This window comes from Bradyrhizobium iriomotense (genome assembly GCF_018130765.1).
Lineage (GTDB): Bacteria > Pseudomonadota > Alphaproteobacteria > Rhizobiales > Xanthobacteraceae > Bradyrhizobium > Bradyrhizobium iriomotense_A.
This window is the reverse complement of sequence record NZ_JAFCJZ010000001.1, coordinates 619355-637297: the sequence shown is the minus strand read 5'-3', so window position 1 is coordinate 637297 and position 17943 is coordinate 619355. Positions and strand designations below refer to the sequence as shown.

Here is a 17943-nt window from a genome sequence, read left to right as displayed (position 1 = left end):
CATCACGAGCGCGCAGCGCTGGTGCACCCGTCTTGAGCCACACTGGTGGAGCTCAGAGCTCGGCGACGGGTGCCGAGAAAGATGGCGCCGGCCGACAAGCACAGGGTGAGGGTGCTGAACAGGAAGGTGGCGCGATAGCCGATGCCGTCGAAGAGAAGGCCGCCGAAGGCAGCGCCTGTCGCGATCGCCAGCTGGACGACCGCAACCATGAGGCCGCCGCCGGCCTCCGCATCGTCGGGCAGGGTCCGGGCCAGCCAGGTCCACCAGCCCACGGGCGCCGCCGTGCCGATCAGGCCCCACAACGTCAGCAGAATGGTCGTTGCGACAAGCGAGGATCCGAAGGCCACGAGGCCGATGGCAATGGCTGCCATGGCGAGCGGCATGGCGACCAGCGAGGCATGGAGGTGCGGTCTGAGGATCATGCCGATGAATGATGTGCCGACGAGTCCCGCAACACCCAGGATCAGAAGGAGTGCAGAGAGGGTGGAAACGCTCGTGTGGGTGACGGTCTCGAGGAATGGGCGCAGATAGGTGAAGAGCGAGAACTGGCCGAGGAAGAACAGCGCGGCGGCGAGCATGCCATAGGCCACCTGCGGTCGGCGCAAGACACGGAAGGTGGCGGCTGCGCCGGACCGATTCCGATCGGGCATGGCGGGAAGGGTGAGGAATTGCCAGACAAGTGTCGCGGCCGCGATCGGCACGACGCAGAAGAATGCGGCACGCCAGCCGATATATTGGCCGAGGAAGCTGGCCAGGGGCGCTGCGACGGTGGTGGCAAGCGCATTGCCGCCGTTGAGGATGGCAAGCGCCCGCGCCACATCGCCGGCGGGCACAAGGCGCATCATGGTGGCGGCCGACATCGACCAGAAGCCCCCGACAACGATCCCGATCAACGCGCGGCCAGCCATGAGCGTCACGTAATCGGGAGCCGAGGATACGACGCTGCCGGACAGCAACATCAGTGCCGTCAGCGCGAGCAGCAGGGAGCGGCGATCGACGCCGCTGGTCACGGCCGCGATGAACAGGCTCGTGAGCACGGCGAACAGGCCGGACACTCCGATCGCCTGGCCGACCTGGCCCTCACTCAGGTGGAGATCGGTCGCGATCGGCGTGAGCAGGCTCACGGGCATGAACTCGGAGGCCACCAGCGTCGAAGCGCACAGCGACAGTGCAAGAACCGCGCTCCAGGGCGCGGCGTGGGAGGAGGATTGGATGGTCATGCCGCAGAGCTAGCGGCGCGGAGTTGATTTGATTAGACGATAAATCCGACTTGGACTTATCGCGATAAGCCATGAATATCCGTGACGAAGGACGGTCTATCGCGAGCACCTATTTCCACACCCGCGCCAGCATCAGCGCCAGAAGCCCCAGCACGGTGCTCACGAGTCCCACCATCGCATAGGACTGTGCAAACACACCGGTCTGCACAAAGACCTGTGCCGCGATGGCAAAGCAGATGACGGCGAGAAGCAGGCAGGCGCACCCGACGATGATCGACAGGTAGCGGATTGCAGCTGTGACCGGCCTTGCGGGAAGTGCAGGATCGCTCATGCAAATGACAACGGCATTGCTGACTGGAGGTTCCGGTTTCAACGCTCGCGGAAAACGTCAGTCGCGTGCGCAGCAATCGACTAGTGCCCGCCAGATGCGTTGGACTTCGACGGTCCTCTCAAGCTCACGGACGTGGTTCTCGCTCACTTCGGACGATGTTGTCCCCTGGCGCGGTTCGCGCGGCGCGATCCAGCGCTCGGAGATGGGATCGTACCACTTGCCCGGATTGGTCAACTCGTTTCTCCTCTTTTCGATCCCCCATGCGTGATCGCTCACCCCACGCGCCCGCTATCGGTGTTCGGCGTGTTCTTCAGAACAGGCTGCGCCCGTTCTTGTGATCGGCTCCGACCCGGTCGTTGCCTTGGTGGAAGGCCAACGCGCGGGAGGCGCGCGACGTTCCAATGTTGCGAGCGAAGTGGAATCTGCGAAGAGAATCTAGGCGCTAGCGCTTCGGCGCGTTCCGATCATCGGTCGAGGATTCGCCGGCCGCCGTACGCTTCTCGCGCGCGCGGAGGTCTTCGGACACCGTCTCCAGCGATCCTTTGCCGGCTTCAGCCTCGGGCGGCTGGCCCGACTTGCGGTACTTCCTGACCAGCCGCTTGATGTCGTCGATCGCTTCGAGCAGCGGCGGCGTCAGCGAGAACAGGGCGCCCATCGCAATGGCGATGATGGTGTGGCGAAGCGAGACCTTCTCTTCCTCATCGAAAGGGTGGGCGTTGCGCTCGATGGCTGCCGGTGCGAGGCCGGCCGATGAACGCGGATGATCCGGCTTCCGCGGCTTGCGCGGCGGCATCATGATGACGACGAAGAGCACGTTGATCAGCAGCCAGATGCCAAGGATAATGAGAAAAGTTCGCATTCCAGAAAACCACAAAATAACGCGGCGTCGGTCCAAACCGGCATTGAACGGTCATTCACCGGCCGATGCAAGTTGTGGTTTTCCCGGCGGCAAGTCCCGGTCGAGTGAGGCATGACGAAATCACTATCGGAATCCGGCAAAACCCTGGGGCGTCCAGTGGAAAGCGATGGCAGCGGTCGGAGACGCTGCGGTCGGTTATCCGAATCGCGCCTGCTGCGGCCGGCTCCTGGCCACGTGCGCGCGCCAGGCATCGATTGCCCGGTTCGCGAGCATCAGCGGCCGGCGTTCGCCGGTCCTGAGCTGCGCTTCAATGAAGTCGAGAAGAAAGTTTGCAGTCTCGTCCGGCGCGCCGAGCTCGCCGCTCTGCTCCAGGCAGCTCCAGGCGATGAAGAATGCGCTCTCGACGGTGCAGCGGATGGACATGCGCTGCCAACGCAGCGCAGCCGCCGGTGTTCCGCGGCGAGATATTCGATCTCGCCGCAGGGAGCTTCTTCAGGTTCCTCGCATTCTAATTCTTCAGGACGATGCGGCCGACGACTTTGCCGGCGCGCAGTTCGTCGATCCATTTCTGCACGTCGCCCATCGGCTCCTCGCGCATCGGCGTCGGCTTGATCTTGCCGGCGCGGGCGAGCGCCATCAGTTCATGGCTCTCCGCGAGCGTGCCGACCATGAAGCCTTCGACGGTCAGGCGCTTGTAGACCCATTGCACCATCGGCAGCGTGAACTGGCCGCCCATCAGGCCGGAGACCACGACCTTGCCGCCGCGCGCGGCGACCGCGACCGCAAAGGCCATAGACTTCTCGTTGCCGGCGAAATCGACCACTTCGTCGAAGCCGCCGTCGGTCTCTTTCAGGATGCGGCGGATCACTTCCGGCTCGGACGGATCGTAGGCCATGGCCGCGCCGTTCTTCAGCGCGGTCTCGCGCGCGGCCGGCGAGAGGTCGGCGACCGTGATCGGCTGCTTGAACATCGCCTGCGCGAACGACAGGCCCATCATGCCGACGCCGCCGAGGCCGATCAGCAGCAAATTGCGCTGGCGCGGACGATCGACGAGGCGCTTGAGCGCGCCGTAGGCGGTGACGCCCGAGCACATCAGCGTCGCGGCCTGGTTGACGGGGAGGGGATCGTAGTCGAGTAGGTATTTTGCGTCGGGCACCAGCACATGGGTGGCAAAGCCGCCGTCGATGGAGACGCCGAGGAAGCGCTGCTTGGCGCAGAGGTTCTCGTCGCCATTGGCACAGTCGCGGCACTGGCCGCAGCCGATCCACGGGAAGACCGCCTTCTTGGCGCCGACGAGGCCGGCGGGAACGTCAGGGCCGACTTCGTCGGCGACGCCCGCGATCTCGTGGCCGAGCGTGAAGGGCAGCGTCATGCCGCGCGTGGTGTCGAGCTTCTTGCCGCCGCCGAGATCGGCATAGCCGTCCTGGATGTGCAGGTCGGAATGACAGAGGCCGCAGCGCTCGATGCGCACCAGCACCTCACGTCCCTGCGGCTTCGGCGTGTCGACGATGGTCTCGCACAAGGGCGCATCGAACTTGACCAGGGACTGCCTGCGCATCAACGCCATATTCTCTCCTCCGGAATTCTTATTATTCAGCTTCGTTTCGTATATCCGCCAATTCACGCGCCATGGCAACAAAGCCGGAGATCGGAATGGTCTCGGCACGCCGCGTCGCATCGACGCCGGCGGCGCTCGCAAGTCGGGCGGGATCGACGCCGAGCGATTTCAGACTTTGCCGCAGCATCTTGCGGCGCTGGCCGAAGGCGGCGGCCGCGACCTGCTCGAGCAGCCTGCGATCGCACGGCAGCGGCTCTGCGCGCGGCTTGAGGCGCACGACGGAGGAGGTGACCTTCGGCGGCGGCACGAAGGCGGACGGCGAAATGTCGAACAGGATTTTGGTCTCGCAGCGCCAGTTGGCGAGCACGCCGAGACGGCCATAGGCCTCCTCGTCCTCGCGCGCGACGATGCGCTCGCCGACCTCGCGCTGGAACATCAGCACCATCATGTCGTACCAGGGCGGCCAGGGCTCGATCGTGAGCCAGTTGATGAGAAGCTGGGTCGCGATGTTGTACGGCAGATTGGCGACGATCTTTGCGCGTTCGCCGGAGAGCAACGGTCGCGGATCGAAGGTCATGGCATCGCCATGCACGATCTCGAGCCTATCAGGGTAGCGCGCGGAAATATCCTGCAACGCCGGGATCGCGCGCTCGTCATGCTCGATGGCGATGACGCGCCGGGCGCCGAGCGCGAGCAGGGCGCGCGTCAGCCCGCCCGGACCGGGGCCGATCTCGACGATGGTGGAATCCTCAAGCGGCGCGGCCGCGCGCGCGATGCGCGCGGTGAGGTTGAGATCGAGCAGAAAATTCTGACCGAGTGATTTGCGGGCCGACAGCGCGTGCTGGCGAATGACCTCGCGCAGCGGCGGGAGGTCGTCGATCGCGCTCATCAGCTTGTCGCAGCCGCCATGCGGCTCGCAAGCTGCAGCGCTGCGATCAGGCTGGCCGGATTGGCCTTGGCGGTGGCGGCGATGTCGAACGCGGTGCCGTGATCGGGCGAGGTGCGGATGAAGGGCAGGCCGAGCGTGACGTTGACGGCATCGTCGAAGGCGACGGTCTTGATCGGGATCAGCGCCTGGTCGTGATACATGCAGACTGCGCAATCATAGAGGTTGCGTGCGGCCTCGTGGAACATGGTGTCCGCGGGCAGCGGGCCCCTGGCCTCGATGCCGTCGTTGCGCAGAACCTTGAGCGCCGGCGCAATCACCGTCTGCTCCTCGTGGCCGAGCGAGCCGTCCTCGCCGGCATGCGGATTGAGGCCGGAGATCGCGATGCGCGGCCGCGCGATGCCGAAGCGGGATTTCAGCTCGCTCGCGACGATGCGCACGGTCGAGACGATCAATTCGCTGGTGAGCTGGCTCAGCGCCTCGCGCATGGAGACGTGGATGGTCACGGGCACCACGGCGAGCCGCGGCGACCACAGCATCATCACCGGCTGCGGCACGCGGCCGCCCTCTGCGGCCAGCTCGGCGAGGAATTCGGTGTGGCCGGGATGGCGGAAGCCGGCGCGGTAGAGCACGCTCTTGGCGATCGGATTGGTGACGACGGCGCCGGCGCGGCCCTCGCGCACGTCGAGGACCGCCTGACGGATCGAGGCGAGCGCGGCGGGCGCGCTGGTGGCGTCGGGCTTGCCGGGCTCGGCCGTCGCGTGCTCGCCGGTCGCGACCACGGGAAGGGCGTCGGCGAAGGCGGCCACGGCCTCACCGGCGCTCACCGGGGCGATCCGGATCCCGGCGCCGAGCGCCTTGCCGATGATCTCCGCGCGCCGCGCGAGGAAGGCCTCGTCGCCGAGCAGATAGAAGGCGGGCAGGTTCAACTCACGGCGCCGGAGCCAGGCCGCAATCGTGATGTCGGGGCCGATCCCCGCGGGCTCTCCCAGGGTCAGGGCGAGGGGCTTGATCGGGGGAGCGGCCATCAGCGGTTGCGATATTCGATCATCGCCGCTTTGCGGAGCTCTTCGAGATAGGCCTTCTGGGTCTTCTCGTACTTCTCCTGATACATCTTCTCGCGGACCTCGCGCTTCTTCGGCGTGTCGATCATGGTCGGCTTGCGCGAGCAGAGCACGACCATCTCGATGCCCGCCTTGGTCACTTCCGGCGCGGTCAGATGGCCGATCGGGGTGTCGTCGAGCACCTTGCGCAGCGCCTCGGGTAGGTCCGCCGTCGTCTTGGTGACGGCCTCGCGGATGGTGGCGTTCGGCGTCGAGCGGAACAGCGAATTGGCTTCCTCGCAGCTTCCGACGCGGGAGCGATATTGCTCGGCTTCCTTCAGCCGCGTCTCCTGGAAGGCCGGGGACGAGCCGCGCGGCACGATCAGCACGATCGGTTGCATCTTGTATTCGGTGCCCTCGATCTGCAGCTTGTCGCCGGTCTGGGCCTGAACGGCCTGCGCGACGTCGCGCTCGCCGACCAGCAGCTTCTCCTTGAAGCGGCCGCGCACGAGGCTGGTCCAGACCATCTCGGCCTTCATGCGGCCCTTCAGGGTTTCAGGGCGGACGCCCTTGGTTTCGAGGGACTTGGTCAGCTGATCCGGCGAGATGCGCATGCGCTGCGCCATGCCCTCGTAGGACTGGTTGATGTCGCTGACACCGGGATCGACGCCGTATTTCTTGCCTTCCTTGAGCTTCACCCTGTCGTCGATCAGCTCGTTGATGACGTCCTGCCGGCTGGGAGCCTTCTGCGTCGTCAGCTGGTCGAGCTTGGCGCGCTGGTCGATGTCGAAATCGGTGATCGGATCGCCGTTGACCATGACCACGATGTTCTGCGCGCGCGACGGCGCGGGCAGGCCGGTCAGGACCAGCCCGGCACCAATGGCGAGGAGGACGCGGAAGGCAGGCAATGGAATCGTCATGGTTGTCGCTCGCATGTCAGCCGCGGTGAACCTGCGATCGGGATCGCGCGGCCGTCACTTCAAACCGTTCACTGGAAGCCGCCGGCGGAACTGCTGCTCGTCGACGAGGTCGCCAGCGTGCGCAGTCCGATCTGGAACATGAACGCGTGGCTCAGCACCGGCGGGGTCGAGCCCGCGGAGTAGCTGTACGAGGTTACATAGTTCGCCGCCAGCACGAAGCAATCGTCGACATAGCCGGCGCCGAGCACATACTGGTTGATCTTGTTGGCCTCGAGATCCCAGCGCGCAGAACCCGTCACCACCCAGTTGGTCGCGACCTTCAGCGAGCCCGAGGTCAGGATGCCCTCGCGGCGCGTCAGATAGCCGAGCTCCGGCTGCGGCGCGTAATTGCCGTAGAGCATGCTGATCGACCAGCGATCGAAATTGGCGCGGCCTTCGGCCTCGAAGCGCTGCACGTTCCAGGTCTGCTCGTCCATGCGGGAGCGGACGCTGAAGGTGTAGGTGCGGTTGGGCGAGTAGCTGGCGCTTGCCACGTAATCCGAGCGCGGTTTGTCGAGACCGGAATCCAGGCCCGTGTTGATGGAGTCCTGGACCGCGAAGGAGTTCAGGCCGAACAGCTGGTAGGACTGACCGAACAGCACCTTGACGGCACCGCCCTTGTCGAATTGCGTGGTCGACTGCACGCCGACATTGGCGCGGCCGCCGCCCTCGACGCGGTCGTAGCCGGAGAACTTGTCGACGCTGAACAGGTTCGAGGCGTCGAACACCATGCTCTGCGCGTCCTCGTTCGGCAGCTTGCCGGCGTAGGTCTCGTTCGGGCGGATGATGATCTGCGCGATCGGCTCGATCGTGGTCGAGCCCCAGGGCTGAACGTTGATGAAGGGGTAGCGGTATTCGAGGCCGACGGTCGGCATCAGGCGGAATGCCTGGGTGTCGCCGACCGGCAGATAGTTCGACACGCCCGGCTGATTGGAGACCGAGGAGTTGATTGCGTCGGCGCGCAGGCTGGCGAACGGCGTCCAGATCTGGCCGAACGGGTCGGTATAGGACTTGCGCCACTGCGCTTCGGCGGTGAGGCGGGTGTAGGTGCCGGGGAAGCCGCGCAGCAGGCACTGCGACGGCGTCCGCGCGAGCGGATCGGCCGAGGTGGTGGTGCACAGGCTGTTGGTGTTGGCGAGCGTCGTGATCGGATCGAACACCGCGGTCTCACGCGACAGGTTCACGAAATTGGTCTTGTAGCTGAACTCGCCGCCGAACACCGGATAGTTGAGCACGTTCGAGTAATCGATCACGGGATAGACGACCGGCACCTGGCTCTGGTTGCCCGAGAAGCTCAGCCAGTACATCGTCCGCGCGTCGAAGAAGCTGCGATTGCCGACGCCGGTCAGATAGAGCTGCGACAGCGCGTCGGTCGGCAGGTTCAGGAACGAGCCGAGCGGATCGCGGTACTGCGCGAGGCGGTAATCCGACATGAAATAATAGTCGGACAGCAGGACGCCGTCCCAGCCCCAGACCCATTTGTCGTTGAGCGCGAACTGGCCCTTGGTCTCGACGCCGCCGCGGAACTGGCGGTCACCGGGCAGGCCGGAGAACTGCTTCTGATCGAGCTGGTCGATGCCGTAGAGGCGAATTTGATAGGCGCCGTCCATCAGGCGCTGGCGGAACTCGGTCTGGAACAGCACGCCCTGCTTGGAGGTGATGCGCGGGCTGAAGGTCATGTCCATGTCGGGCGCGATCGCCCAGTAGAACGGGACTTCAACGCCGTAGCCGTACGTCGTGTAGGTCGTGAAGCCCGGCATCAGGAAGCCGGTCTTGCGCTTCACGGTCGGATCGGGCGTCGAGAAGTAGGGCATGTAGGCGAGCGGCACGCCGAAGAACTCGAGCTGCGCCGTCTCGAAATACAGCATCTTCTCCTGCTGGTCGTGGATGATGCGGGCACCCTTGACCTGCCACAGCGGCGGCTTCTTCGGATCGTCCTTACACGGCGCGCAGGCCGTGTAGACGCCGTTCTCGAACACCGTGTAGTTGCCGCTGGAGCGGTCGGCACGGCTCGCGGCCATGCGGGTCTGGTCGGCGGTGTCGACGCGCAGCGAATCGACGAAACCGTCACGGTAGTCGTCGGAGAGATCCATGATCTCGGCATAGGTGATCTTGCCGTCGGCATCCGTCATGCGGATGTTGCCTTCGGCATGGAGCCGCTTGGTCTTCTGGTCGTAGATGACCCTGTCGGCCTCGACGCTGGTGCCGTTGTAGAACAGCTGCACGTTGCCGACCGCGGAGACGCGCGAATTGTTGTAGTCGTAATCGACCTCGGTCGCCTGAACCAGCATCTGGTTGTCGTTGGCGACCTTCGGCGGCTTGGGGCGCGGCGGCAGCGGATTGTAGGTGAAGCTCTGGGCGGAGGCGGGGGCCACGGCGGCAACGTCGATCAGCCCGCCGAGCGAGGCAGCCGTGATGACGGCCAGCAGCAGACTGCGAACGGACAAGCCGTTCCCGTTCGCGCGCACCACAGTACGCCGCGTCAAACGAGACACGAGCCCTCGTTGGACGGCAGTCACTAACCGTCCTCCTGGTACAACAAGGCCAAAAAGCCGGTCAGGCCGCCCACCACCACGGGCAACCACGCCGCAGCGATCGGATGCATCAACTCAGCCTTGCTCAAGTCTTCAGTCACTTTCGACAGAACGTAGAGCAGAAAGCCTGCGCCCACGCCACTCAAAACCATCTTCTGCACGCCGCCCATCCGGAAGAAACGCAACGACACCGAAGCCGCAAGCATCACCATGGCGGCCAGCAAAAACGGCTGTGCCAACAGCTTCTGATACTGGAGTCGATAGCCGGCTGTCGCGAAGCCTGAGCTTTCGGAGGAGCTGATGTAGCTCGGTAGTTGCCAAAAGGACACAGTCTCGGGTGTGGAAAAGCTGTTGCGGACCTGGGCCTCGGTCAGCGTCGTCGGAATCTCCAGGCTGGCCTGATCGACCGGCGGGGAATCGAGCGTGAAACGGCGCACGCCCTTGAACAGCCAATGGCCGGCCTCGAGCGTCGCCTCGCGCGCCTCGACCCGCTCCTGGAAGTGCTGCTTTGTGTCAAACCGGAACAGCGTGAGCCCGGTGAGCCGGACGCCCTGCTGCTCACTGCGTGCCGCGTTGATGATGGTCTGGCCGTCGCTGGTCACCTGATTGAGCCAGAAGCCGGAGGCATCCTGGATGCCGCCGCCGGGCGCCGAGCCGAACAGCTCGGCCTCCATGCGCTTGGAGAGCTCGCGCAGATTCGCCGACATCGGGTTGTAGGCGACAGTGGCGATGACGCCGATCAGGAGCGCGCTGCCGAGCGCCGGCGAGATGAACTGCCAGGCCGAGATGCCGGCGGCGCGCGCCACCACGAGCTCGAGCCGGCGGGAGAGGGCGAGATAGCAGGTCATGGCGCCGATCAGCATGCAGAACGGCGTCAGCTTCTCCAAAAGCTGCGGTACCCGGAACAGCGAGGTCTCGGCCACCATGATCGCGGAGGCGGATGCAAGCCCGGAGGTCTTGCGCACCATCTCGATGTAGTCGACCAGCACCAGCAGCAAGAAGATGCTCGCGAACACGCCGAGCGCCGCGACGACGAAGCGGCCGGCGAAATAGCGCCCGAGTGTGTTGGTGAGCATGCTCATGCTGTGGCCGGCCGTCCGAACAGCCGCGCAATGCGCGCGTTGGACCTGTTGATGGCCTCCATGAGGCGGGGAGGCAGCTCGACCACGATGCCGCCGATGATCATCCACAGCCCGATGCCGATGGCGCCCGCGACCATCGCATATTGAACGAGCACCGCGCCCGGCGTTTTCACCGCCATCACCGAGCAGGCAAAGCCGGCCATGCGCAGGCCGAACACCGCGATGATGGAGGAGCCGATCGAGAAGTTGCGGCTCTGGCGGGTGGTGCGCGGCGCCCCCAGGAAGGCGAAGGTCAGCACGGCAAAGGCGAAGGGATAGACCGGTGCCAACAGGCTGTCATGCAGGGCCGAGCGGAACTGCCCGGGAATCTGCTTGTAGACGGGGTCGTCCTCGGCCGGCGAGAACAGCTCCCAGAGATAGCGCTCGCGGATGCCGAGGGTGACGTCACGGCCCTGATTGCCGAACTTCGACATGTCGAAGCCGTAGCGCCCGAACGCCACCAGCGCGGGATCGCGCTTGCCGGCCTCGAAACGTTGCAGATTGCCGTCCTTCAGCACCAGGAACGAGCCGTTCTCGTTCTTCACGACCTCGCCCTGCTCGGCGACGATCGAGACGCGCTCATTGGGATCGCGGCGGTCGTCGATGAAGATGCCTTCCAGAATGCCGCCGGGCTTGCGCTCGCGGATCCGGATCGTCAGGTTCTTGTCGAGCTGGGCGAAGCGGCCGGGCTGGAGGATGTTGGTGAGCACGTCGGCGGTGATCTCGGCGTCCCACTGCTTGATCCGCCGCATGCCGTCGGGCGCCAGATACGCCGCGATGAAGGCGACCAGCAGCGCCACCACGCAGGTGGCGTAGAAGAACGGATAGAACAGCCGGAACGGCGAGAAGCCGGCGGCATTCATCACGATGATCTCGGAATCGGTCGCGAGCTTGTTCAGCGTGTGCGAGATCGCGATCATCAGCGCGATCGGCGAGATGATCAGGACCAGCGCCGGAATGACGAGGCTGGTGATGCCGAGGAAGGTGAGAATGGTCTGACCCTGGCTCGTCATCAGGTCGATGCCGCGCAACGCCTGCGTAATCCAGATCACGCCGGTGAGGCTGACCAGGACGAGCGCAAACGACGCCAGCGTCGTGCGGAAAATATACCTATCGATCGACCCCATGCGCTACCGCACGAATCCCACCAAAGCCCCACTGCAGGCCGGAACTCCGGCTGTCCAACCAATCCCGGTCAGGGGATCCCCAAGGTCGGCCAACCACTCGCTTCCGCCGGCTTACTCTCTACCATCCCTTTGATCCGTCAACAAAATGGCTGCCCCGTGGCACCCTCAATATATGGTTAATATTTCGCCCGTTGTGGCCTGGCGGCCACGCCGGTGCTTGGCATCTGCCGGGCCGGTGGCCCATAGTAGGCAAAGTCCAGTGAATCGCCGTTCAGCTCCGGCCTGTGGCCGGGACCGCCGAATGGCAAAAAGCCCCATGATTTGGAGGAGTTACCCATGTCCGATGCCATCAAGGTCGGCTTCGTCCCGTTGTCTGCCGCCGCCCGTGGCATCCTGGTCGTGTTCTGCGACGACGGTTTGAAGCTCGGTCCGGCGACGGCCAAGGCGCTCGGGAGCGCTGCCGATCTCGTGAAGCGGGCGGCCTCCGCCGCCGGCTTCAAAGGTAAAAGCGGGGCTGCCCTGGACATCCTGGCGCCGGAGGGCGTGAAGGCCACCCGCCTGGTGGTGATCGGGGCCGGCAAGCCGGCGAGCCTGAAGGCAAGCGACTTCCTCAAGTTCGGCGGCGTGGCGGCCGGCAAGCTCACAGCCGCCGCCACCGCCATGACCATCATGGCGGAATTGCCCGGCGGCGCCATGACCAGCGAGCAGGCGGTCGCGATCGCCTCGGGCCTTCGTTTACGCGCCTACAAGTTCGACCGCTACAAGACCAAGAAGAAGGACGGCGAGGAGGGCGGCTCGCGTGCCGACATCTCGCTTGCGGTTGGCGACGCCATCGCGGCGAAGAAGGCGTTTGCTCCGGCCGGTCACGTCGTCGACGGCGTCATCATCGCGCGCGACCTCGTCAACGAGCCGCCGAACGTGCTTTTCCCCGAGGAGTTCGCGCGCCGCGCCGGTCAGCTTCGCAAGCTCGGCGTCAAGATCGAGGTGCTCGACGTCAAGTCGATGCAGAAGCTCGGAATGGGCGCGCTGCTCGGCGTCGGCCAGGGCTCGGCGCGGCCGAGCCGCACCGTGATCATGCGCTGGGACGGCGGGAAGAAGGGTGAGGCTCCGGTCGCCTTCGTCGGCAAGGGCGTCTGCTTCGACACCGGGGGCATCTCGATCAAGGCAGCCGGGAGCATGGAGGACATGAAGGGCGACATGGGCGGGGCAGCCTGCGTCGTCGGCCTGATGCACGCGCTGGCGGCGCGCAAGGCCAAGGCCAACGTGGTCGGAGCCATCGGCCTCGTCGAGAACATGCCCGACGGCAATGCGCAGCGGCCGGGCGACATCGTCACCTCGATGTCGGGCCAGACCATCGAGATCATCAACACCGACGCCGAAGGCCGCCTCGTGCTCGCCGACGTGCTCTGGTACGTCGCCAAGAAGACCAAGCCGAAATTCATGGTGGATCTGGCGACGCTGACCGGTGCGATCGTGGTCGCGCTCGGCACCGAACATGCCGGCATGTTCTCCAACAATGACGAGCTCGCCGACCGGCTGCTGGCGGCCGGCGTCGAGAGCGGGGAGAAGGTCTGGCGCCTGCCGCTCGGCCCCGAATACGACAAGCTGATCGATTCCCAGTTCGCCGACATGAAGAACACCGGCGGCCGCCACGGCGGCTCGATCACGGCCGCGCAGTTCCTGCAGCGCTTCGTCGACGGAACGCCCTGGGCGCATCTCGACATCGCCGGCACCGCCATGGGCGCGCCGAAGACCGACATCAACCAGAGCTGGGGAAGCGGCTACGGCGTCCGCCTGCTCGACCGCCTGGTCGCCGATCATTACGAGCGCAAGTGACCAAATGACCGAAGTGCTGTTCTACCATCTGCAAAACATGACGGTGGAGAACGTGTTGCCGCCGCTTCTCGAGAAATCGCTCGAGCGCGGCTGGCGCGTCGTGGTGCAATCGACCTCGGAGGAGCGCGCCGATGCGCTCGACGCGCATTTGTGGACCTATCGCGACGATTCCTTCCTGCCCCACGCGACGTGGCGGGTGAACGATGCCGCCGACCAGCCGATCGTGCTGGCGATCGAGGAGGGCAATCCCAACGGCGCCAATGTCCGCTTCCTGGTCGACAGCGCCGCACTGCCGCAGGATGCGCAAGGCTATGAGCGCATGGTGCTGCTGTTCAACGGCGACGATCCGGATGCCCTCGCGTCGGCCCGCAGTGCCTGGACGGATTGCAAGGCGCGGGGATTTGATGTCACCTATTGGCAGGCTGACGAACGGGGCCGCTGGCAGCGTCGGAATTAGCGGCCGTTCGCAGTTAATGATAATTTGCACTTTTGGGGTAAGGCTGGTCTCGGCCACCTTCGTGCCGCAAAGTGATGTTGGGACAATCGTTTAGGGCCGGTCCTTCACGCGGGGAATTTAGTTTATCGTGCGACATCAAAAGCTTCCCAGCTCGCTCATAGTTGTGTTGGCTGCCGTAGCACCGCTGGTTGCGGGCTGCTCGGGCGGGACCGATCTGCTGGCGTCAGCCAAAGACGCCGAATGGTTCCAGAAGCCGGGTCGTCTCTTCATCAAGAACATCTCGATCGAGTCGCCGCCGCTGACCCCCGACAAGCCGGTGGGCGCCGAGGACCTGGTCAGCGCCGACGGCGCCTGTCCCGGCATGGCGCCGCCCCCTGGGCCGGCTGACGCCAATGCATCGACGACGGCGCCCGCGGCGACGGGCGGTACGGTCGCGCTCGGCCACACCGAATGCGACGTGGTGCGCGGCATCGGCGCGCCCTCGACCGTCAATCTCTCCAATGATGCCGCTGGCCGTCGCGTCGCCGTCGTCACCTGGACCACCGGGCCGCGCGCCGGCATCTACACCTTCACGTCCGGCCGCCTGTCCTCGATCGAAGGCACGCCGGAAGCGCCGGTCGCGCCAAAGACGGCCAAGCCGAAGCCTAAGAAGAAATCGGCGTAAGGCAAGCTCGCGGGACGGCGATGGCCGTCCCTTCATGGCATCTTCGAGAGACAGGATCTGACCGCTCGGTCCCCGGAACGTGGTGATCGCCGTTCGTGCCCGTCCGGATCATCAAGCGGCTTTGCGTCCCTTGATCGCGGTGGCCCAGGCATGAACCGTGATCTCTCCGCTCGCGCTCGCCGGCAGTCTTGCTTGCAGCCGGCGCTTGAGCTCCGCGCTCTCTGTCTCCGACAGCCTTCCCAATACGCTGGCCGGGTTACTGATGACCATCGACAGCCAGTAGTCATCGAAATTCGCAAACGTTCGTTCGACAACCAGTTCGCGGGTTTCGACATCGCGGAGGCCGAGCTCCGCCCAAAGCGGCTTCAGCGCCTCGAACCGCGATACATCCGCACTCGGCGCGCGCTGTGCAGGCTTTCCGAGAGCGTCCATCTCCTCCCACAGGGGCTGCGTGGGCGAGCCGCCCCGCACGATGTCCCAGGTGTAGGACGCGACCATGCCGCCGGGCCTGGTGACGCGGACCAACTCCGAGGCACCCTTGTGCGCGTCGGGGACGAAGAACAGCGCCAGCGACATCACCGCGACGTCGAAGCGGTTGGCGTCGTAGGGAAGGGCCATGGCATCGCCAATCGAAAGCTCGATCTGCTTCGCCGATAGTTTCGCGCGTGCAGTCGCAATCTGCGCGTCGGAGGGATCTATCGCGCAAACCGATGACGGGGCGGACGCCGCAAGGATGAGCTCGGTAAATGCGCCATTGCCGCACCCGACATCCACCCAGGCCAATCCGGGGCCGGGCGCCAGCCAGTTCAGGAAAAGGGCCCCGGCCGATCGGCTCCAGGGCGCCATGAAGCGCTCGTAAGCCGCGCCGTCGGTGAACTTGATCGGTTCGGGTGTTGGCATTTGAGGTATCCCTTGATCATTGCTTGTTTGCATATTGCTTGGGTTGGAAATCGCTTGAGCTGAAAATGCCGATCGTTCGCGACCGTGGAGCCGGGTCATCCGCGATGCGCTGACGCAAATTCCGTCCAACCTAATCCCAAATGTGCGGAAGCAACACGGGCCATTGCGTCGACAGGCGCAGATATTTCCGACTTGACGCGCCGCTGAGGGCACATCGCGCGGGATCGACCGCACTTGATCTGGATCATGGAGCTCGGCCGGCTGTCAGTGCAGGCTGCAACGGCTCCCCGAGAGAAGGGGCTGCCGTCACGGCAAGAAAATTTCAGAGGATCATCCAGGGGATTATTGACGTGAGCAACCTCGCAAAGATTGAACGCGATCCGAATTACCAGGAGCTCGTGCGCCGACGCTCCTCGCTGGGCTGGCTGCTGTCGGCGGTCATGCTTGTCATCTATTTCGGCTTCATCCTGCTGGTGGCCTACGCTCCCAAGTTTCTGGGAATACCACTGGGCAGCGGCGTGACGACGATCGGTATTCCGATCGGACTGTCTGTCATCGTGCTCGCCTTTGTGCTGACGGGCATCTACGTCCGTAAGGCGAATTCCAGCTACGACGTACTCATCCGCAAGATTGTCGAGGAGAACCGCTCGTGAAGAGATTCGCTTGGCTATCGGTAATTCTGCTCGCAAGCCTTCCCACCATCGCGCTCGCCGCCGGCGCCGTCGAGGGCGGTTCGAAGCAGGCGACCAACTGGTCGGCCATCGGCATGTTCGTCGGGTTCGTCGGCCTGACGCTCGTCATCACTTATTGGGCCGCCAAACGGACCGCGTCGGCCGCAGATTTCTACTCGGCTGGCGGCGGAATCACGGGATTCCAGAACGGACTTGCGATCGCAGGCGACTACATGTCGGCGGCGTCGTTCCTCGGCATATCGGGTCTCGTCTACACCTCGGGCTACGACGGCCTGATCTACTCGGTCGGCTGGCTCGTGGGCTGGCCGATCGTCACCTTTTTGATCGCCGAGCAGTTGCGCAACCTCGGAAAGTTCACCTTTGCTGACGTCACGTCGTTTCGTCTCGGGCAGACCGAGATCCGTATCCTGGCGGCATGCGGCTCGCTGGTGACCGTTGCATTCTACCTGATCGCGCAGATGGTCGGAGCCGGCAAGCTGATCCAGCTGTTGTTCGGTCTCGATTACTGGATCGCAGTCGTCCTGGTCGGCGGCCTGATGATGATCTACGTGACGTTCGGTGGAATGAAAGCGACAACGTGGGTGCAGATCATCAAGGCGGTGCTGTTGCTCTCGGGCGCGACGTTCATGGCTGGAGCCGTCCTCTACAAGTTCGGGTTCAGTCCGGAGGCACTGTTCACCAAGGCAACCGAAGTGCATCCCAAGAAGCTCGCGATCATGGAGCCCGGCACCCTGATCTCCAATCCGCTCTCGGCCATCTCGCTTGGCCTGGCGCTGATGTTCGGAACAGCGGGCCTGCCTCACATCCTGATGCGTTTCTTCACCGTGAAGGACGCCCAGGCTGCCCGCAAGTCGGTGTTCTACGCCACGGGTTTCATCGGCTACTTCTATATCCTGACCTTCATCATCGGCTTTGGCGCGATCACGCTGGTGTCGACTGATGCGATGTTCCTGGACGGCAGCATCCTCGAGAAGACCAAGAGCGGAATCGCGGCGATCAAGGGCGGCTCCAACATGGCGGCGATTCACCTTGCGAACGCCGTGGGCGGCAACCTGTTCCTTGGCTTCATTTCGGCCGTTGCCTTCGCCACCATCCTTGCCGTCGTCTCAGGGCTGGCTCTGGCGGGGGCATCATCCATCAGCCACGATCTCTACGGCATGGTGATCAAGGGCGGGAACGCGAATGAGCAGGACGAGATCCGCGTGTCGAAGATCGCGACACTGGTGCTTGGCGTGCTCGCGATCTTCCTCGGCATCGTGTTCGAGAACCAGAACGTCGCCTTCATGGTCGGCCTTGCCTTCGCCATCGCCGCCTCCTGCAATTTCCCCGTGCTGGTGATGTCGATCTTCTGGAAGGGCCTGACGACGCGGGGAGCCGTGGTCGGTGGCTTCCTTGGTCTGGTCAGCGCGGTCGTCGGCGTGGTGCTCTCGCCGGCGGTCTGGGAGGTGACGCTTGGCTTCGCCAAGGGCTCGGCTCCCATCAAGCTGGACAATCCGGCGCTGTTCTCGATGGCCATCGCCTTTGCGGGGATCTGGCTGGTCTCGATCCTGGATCGCAGCAAGCGCGCCGCGGTCGATCGCGATGGCTTTGATGCGCAATATGTCCGGTCCCAGACCGGTATCGGAGCTGCTTCGGCGACGGCTCACTGAACGAGGGTCCAAGGACACCGTTTCCGCACCGGCCGGGTCGGTTGGCCCCGCCGGTGCGACGCGTTCGATGGCCAATCGTCGGGTGCCTGGAGACCACATCCTCGAAA

The 17943-nt window shown here is 64.6% G+C and carries 17 protein-coding genes; 5 read left to right on the top strand and 12 right to left on the bottom strand.

Annotated elements, in window-relative coordinates; translation table 11 throughout:
- Nucleotides 1-2: 2 nt before the first annotated feature.
- From JQ635_RS03040 to lptF, 11 genes are all read right to left on the bottom strand, one after another.
- Nucleotides 3-1220: an MFS transporter gene (locus JQ635_RS03040; RefSeq protein WP_211408369.1), complete on the bottom strand. Its 1218-nt coding sequence runs from the start codon at nucleotides 1218-1220 to the stop codon at nucleotides 3-5.
- A gap of 109 nt (nucleotides 1221-1329) precedes the next feature.
- Nucleotides 1330-1551 carry a hypothetical protein gene (locus JQ635_RS03035; RefSeq protein ID WP_211408368.1) on the bottom strand — a complete coding sequence of 74 codons (222 nt, stop codon included), beginning with the start codon at nucleotides 1549-1551 and terminating at the stop codon, nucleotides 1330-1332.
- A 442-nt stretch (nucleotides 1552-1993) separates the two neighbouring features.
- Nucleotides 1994-2410 carry a phosphonate metabolism protein PhnM gene (locus tag JQ635_RS03030; RefSeq protein WP_211408367.1) on the bottom strand — a complete coding sequence of 139 codons (417 nt, stop codon included), beginning with the start codon at nucleotides 2408-2410 and terminating at the stop codon, nucleotides 1994-1996.
- A 195-nt stretch (nucleotides 2411-2605) separates the two neighbouring features.
- Nucleotides 2606-2833 (bottom strand): hypothetical protein, encoded by a 228-nt coding sequence (locus JQ635_RS03025; RefSeq protein WP_211408366.1) that lies wholly within the window; start codon nucleotides 2831-2833, stop codon nucleotides 2606-2608.
- Nucleotides 2834-2918: 85 nt separating this feature from the next.
- Entirely contained in the window at nucleotides 2919-3977 is a 1059-nt protein-coding gene (locus JQ635_RS03020; RefSeq protein ID WP_211408365.1) for an alcohol dehydrogenase, read from the bottom strand.
- A 22-nt stretch (nucleotides 3978-3999) separates the two neighbouring features.
- Nucleotides 4000-4857, bottom strand: a complete 858-nt coding sequence (gene rsmA / locus JQ635_RS03015; protein ID WP_211408364.1) for a 16S rRNA (adenine(1518)-N(6)/adenine(1519)-N(6))-dimethyltransferase RsmA — start codon at nucleotides 4855-4857, stop codon at nucleotides 4000-4002.
- Complete coding sequence (gene pdxA, locus JQ635_RS03010; protein WP_211408363.1) at nucleotides 4857-5882, bottom strand: 4-hydroxythreonine-4-phosphate dehydrogenase PdxA; 1026 nt, start codon at nucleotides 5880-5882, stop codon at nucleotides 4857-4859. Before pdxA ends, rsmA begins: the two co-directional genes overlap by 1 nt.
- Nucleotides 5882-6817 (bottom strand): SurA N-terminal domain-containing protein, encoded by a 936-nt coding sequence (locus JQ635_RS03005; protein WP_211408362.1) that lies wholly within the window; start codon nucleotides 6815-6817, stop codon nucleotides 5882-5884. The genes pdxA and JQ635_RS03005 overlap by 1 nt, the downstream gene beginning before the upstream one ends.
- Before the next feature lie 68 nt (nucleotides 6818-6885).
- Nucleotides 6886-9375, bottom strand: a complete 2490-nt coding sequence (locus JQ635_RS03000) for an LPS-assembly protein LptD (protein WP_211408361.1) — start codon at nucleotides 9373-9375, stop codon at nucleotides 6886-6888.
- A complete protein-coding gene (lptG, locus tag JQ635_RS02995) occupies nucleotides 9375-10472 on the bottom strand; it encodes an LPS export ABC transporter permease LptG (protein ID WP_211408360.1) in 1098 nt (365 codons plus the stop codon). The genes JQ635_RS03000 and lptG overlap by 1 nt, the downstream gene beginning before the upstream one ends.
- Nucleotides 10469-11638 carry an LPS export ABC transporter permease LptF gene (gene lptF / locus JQ635_RS02990; RefSeq protein WP_211408359.1) on the bottom strand — a complete coding sequence of 390 codons (1170 nt, stop codon included), beginning with the start codon at nucleotides 11636-11638 and terminating at the stop codon, nucleotides 10469-10471. The genes lptG and lptF overlap by 4 nt, the downstream gene beginning before the upstream one ends.
- 336 nt (nucleotides 11639-11974) lie before the next feature.
- Here lptF and JQ635_RS02985 point away from each other — a divergent pair, with 336 nt between their 5' ends.
- The 3 genes from JQ635_RS02985 to JQ635_RS02975 all read left to right on the top strand — a co-directional run bounded on the left by JQ635_RS02985 (nucleotide 11975) and on the right by JQ635_RS02975 (nucleotide 14595).
- On the top strand, nucleotides 11975-13474 hold the full coding sequence (locus JQ635_RS02985; protein ID WP_211408358.1) for a leucyl aminopeptidase: 1500 nt from the start codon (nucleotides 11975-11977) through the stop codon (nucleotides 13472-13474).
- A 4-nt stretch (nucleotides 13475-13478) separates the two neighbouring features.
- Nucleotides 13479-13931, top strand: coding sequence for a DNA polymerase III subunit chi (locus JQ635_RS02980; protein WP_211408357.1), 453 nt, complete (start codon nucleotides 13479-13481; stop codon nucleotides 13929-13931).
- Between the two features lie 166 nt (nucleotides 13932-14097).
- Nucleotides 14098-14595, top strand: a complete 498-nt coding sequence (locus JQ635_RS02975) for a hypothetical protein (protein WP_211408356.1) — start codon at nucleotides 14098-14100, stop codon at nucleotides 14593-14595.
- Nucleotides 14596-14706: 111 nt separating this feature from the next.
- On the opposite strand, the gene JQ635_RS02970 is transcribed toward JQ635_RS02975, so the two are convergent.
- Complete coding sequence (locus JQ635_RS02970) at nucleotides 14707-15594, bottom strand: class I SAM-dependent methyltransferase (protein WP_246583241.1); 888 nt, start codon at nucleotides 15592-15594, stop codon at nucleotides 14707-14709.
- Nucleotides 15595-15845: 251 nt separating this feature from the next.
- On the opposite strand from JQ635_RS02970, the gene JQ635_RS02965 reads away from it, so the two are divergent.
- Entirely contained in the window at nucleotides 15846-16148 is a 303-nt protein-coding gene (locus JQ635_RS02965; RefSeq protein ID WP_211408355.1) for a DUF485 domain-containing protein, read from the top strand.
- On the top strand, nucleotides 16145-17836 hold the full coding sequence (locus JQ635_RS02960) for a cation acetate symporter (RefSeq protein WP_211408354.1): 1692 nt from the start codon (nucleotides 16145-16147) through the stop codon (nucleotides 17834-17836). The genes JQ635_RS02965 and JQ635_RS02960 overlap by 4 nt, the downstream gene beginning before the upstream one ends.
- The last annotated feature ends 107 nt before the right edge of the window (nucleotides 17837-17943 follow it).